The organism is Leucobacter sp. M11, from assembly GCF_035726885.1.
GTDB lineage: Bacteria > Actinomycetota > Actinomycetes > Actinomycetales > Microbacteriaceae > JAPFRB01.
On the sequence record NZ_JAPFRB010000006.1, the window covers coordinates 9,147 to 12,107 of the forward strand.

A 2,961-nucleotide genomic window follows, 5' to 3' on the forward strand; every position below is an offset into this window, starting at 1 on the left:
CCCGCTCGGATTCGGGAGGAGTCCGGTCGAGTGCTCGAAACATATACCCATATGGGGTATCTAGGCAAGGGCGTCATGCGGCGTCACGTTTCTTGCAGCATACCCCCTGGGGGTATATGTTTGTGACTGGCGGGTGATGCCCCGCCTCCGCACACGAAAGGAACTGCGCATGGGCCTCCTGGCAATCCGCGACTTCCGGCGCCTCTTCTCGGCCCAGATCGTTGCCCTCTTCGGCACCGGGCTCGCGACGGTCGCGCTCGGCCTGCTCGCCTACGAACTGGCCGGACCGAGCGCGGGGGCGGTCCTCGGCACGGCGCTGACCATCAAGATGGTGATGTACGTCGTGATCGCGCCCCTCGCCGCGGCCTACGTCGATCGGCTTCCGCGGCGCATGTTCCTCATGGTGCTCGACATCGTGCGGGCCGGGGTCGTGCTCGTGCTGCCGTTTGTCACCGAGATCTGGCAGATCTACGTCCTCATCGCGGTCCTGCAGTCCGCCTCCGCCGCCTTCACGCCCACCTTCCAGGCGGTGATCCCGGACATCGTCACCGACGAGGAGAACTACACGAAGGCGCTCTCCGCCTCGCAGGTCGCGACGACGATGGAGAGCCTGCTGAGCCCGGTGCTGGCGGCGCTCGCGCTGAGCTTCATGACCTTCAACTGGTTGTTCATCGGCACCTCAGTCGGCTTCGCCCTCTCCGCCGTGCTGGTGCTCTCGACCCGGATCCCGAACGCGCGGCCGAGCGCTCACGCTGGGGCCTGGGATCGTATCGCCTCCGGCGTCAAGACCTTCGCGAGCACGGCGCGGCTGCGCGGCCTCATGGCGCTGAACCTCGTCGTCGCGGCCGCGGGCTCGATCGTCGTCGTCAACACCGTGAACCTCGTGCGCGATGAACTCGGCGGCACGCAGTCCGACGTTGCCTGGATGCTCGCGGCCTCCGGCAGCGGCACGCTCGTCGTCGCGCTCGTGCTCCCGCGGGTCCTCGGACGCCTCAACGACCGCCGGGTGATGCTCACGGGCGCGATGGTGCTCGTGGCCGCCGTCGCCGCGGCGGTCGGGATTGCGCTCGTCGGGATCGCGAGCTGGCCGCTCACCGCCGCGGTCTGGGTGATTATCGGCGGCGGGATGGCGATGATCATCACTCCGACCGGGCGGGTGCTCCGCGGCTCGGTCGAGCCGAACGGGATCCCCGAGGTCTTCGCCGCGCAGTTCTCCCTGTCGCACCTCGCCTGGCTCATCACCTACCCGATCGCGGGATGGGTCGCCACGAGCGCCGGGTTCCTCGTGGCCTGGTGGATTCTCGCGGGGCTCGCCGTGCTGGGGGCCGTCGGAGCCGTCGCGCTGTGGCGGCCGGAGCCCCAGCGGGCGCGAGCACCGGAACCGGGTCGCCCAACCGGGCCGGGGCACCCCGCCGGGACGGGCGGCGCGGCGGAGCCGAGCCGGGGAGCGGGCGCGGGGAACGCCCCCGCGCCGGGGGCCGAGCCCGCACCCGAACCCGTGCCCGCCGGGGCGCTCGGGTCGCTCGGGACGCCGAGCGCGGACCCGGACACGACCGCGGGGGAACGCCGCCGGGCGCTCGCCGCCGCGAGCGCCGAGGGCACCCTGCTGGCGGGGCAGTGCGCCTGCGTGCGGCCGGTCTAAGCGTGACGGGGCCGCGTCGTCGCGGCGTTGGCCCCGGGCGGAGCATCGGCCTCGTTGATCACCCCGAAGGGGACGTGCACGCTGGGCACCTCGTCCGCGGCACCCTCGAGGTGCCCAATCTGGTCATCAAAGAACACATGCGGTTTGAGGACGCGGAGCACCCTCGCCTTGTCGATGCCGCCGAGGAAAAACGCGTCATTGACGCGCACGCCCCAGGCGGTGAGCGTGCGGATGACGCGCTCGTGCGACGGGGCATTCCTCGCGGTGACGATGGCCACGTGCACGCGGCGGTTGTAGCCCGGGTCCGCCGCGAGGAGCGCCTCCTCGATGTCCTGGATGCGGTTGATCCCGCGCAGGAACTCCGACAGCCTCCCCTCGGGGAGGGGTTCCGCGGCCCGGGCGCGTTCGTTCGCGTGGAACGCCGACAGGCCACCGGCCTGCATGACCCGCTCCGAGGAGTCGTCGGCGAGCACCCCGTCGAAGTCGAAGGCGATCCTGAGATCCGTGCCCTTCGGGTCCATCGCGGGGGAGCCGATCACCTGCCCCGCGGCGAACCCCAGGTCCAGCGCAACACGGACATCGTGTTCGTTCTGCGACAGGAACAGTGACATATTGAGCGCGCCCATGTACGCATAGGGCGATCGGCCCTGCATGAAGATCGCCCTCGTGATCGGCAGATCGTGGTGAGCGATCGAGCGCATGACCCGCAACCCCGTGTCGGGGTCGTTCCGGGAGAGCACGATGACCTCGACGAGCGGGGCGTCGTCGGGCGCGAGATCGTTCAGCGAGAGCAGGCGCGTGATGAACGGGAAGGCAGCCCCCGGCTGGAGGGGATGATCGAGGTGCGCCTCCTGATACTCCCGGTACCGTGCTTCGCCCTGCTCCTGGAAGACCGCATCCGCCTCAGCGAGATCGAACAGCGCGCTGGAGGCGACCCCGAGCACGAGCATGTGTTGCAGGTCGTACGCCACGGCGGTCCTCGTTCCTGTTCGGGGTGCAGCGCCAGGAGGGCCGACCGGGAGGCCCGCCCGCCCGCGGGGCTCCGGAAGACGATGCGTCCCAGGATACCGCCCGATGCCCGGGCCCACGGTGAGGTGGGCCCGGGCAGCGGGCGGCGGCGGTATTACGCCCGGCGGTTCCGGCTGCGGTGCGCGAGCAGCGCTCGGGCACCGAGCCCGGTGAGCACTCCACCGAGGAGCACGAGCAGGGCGGTGTCGGGCGCGCCGGTGTTCGCGAGCGCGGGACGGGCGGCTGCCGGGGTGGGCGTGGGCTTCTTCGGCTGATCGGTGACGGTCTGACCCTCGTCGATCGGCGAGCCA

General features: G+C 71.0%; 3 protein-coding genes. 1 reads left to right on the forward strand and 2 read right to left on the reverse strand.

Annotated features, from left to right (window positions below; all coding sequences use genetic code 11):
* The first annotated feature begins 169 nt into the window (after positions 1-169).
* Positions 170-1,642, forward strand: a complete 1,473-nt coding sequence (locus OOT08_RS17055) for an MFS transporter (RefSeq protein ID WP_325094039.1) — start codon at positions 170-172, stop codon at positions 1,640-1,642.
* Here OOT08_RS17055 and OOT08_RS17060 read toward each other — a convergent pair.
* A complete protein-coding gene (locus OOT08_RS17060) occupies positions 1,639-2,613 on the reverse strand; it encodes a 5'-nucleotidase (RefSeq protein ID WP_325094041.1) in 975 nt (324 codons plus the stop codon). The genes OOT08_RS17055 and OOT08_RS17060 overlap by 4 nt on opposite strands.
* Positions 2,614-2,765: 152 nt before the next feature.
* The coding region (locus OOT08_RS17065; RefSeq protein ID WP_325094042.1) for a hypothetical protein at positions 2,766-2,961 on the reverse strand (196 nt) is incomplete at its 5' end.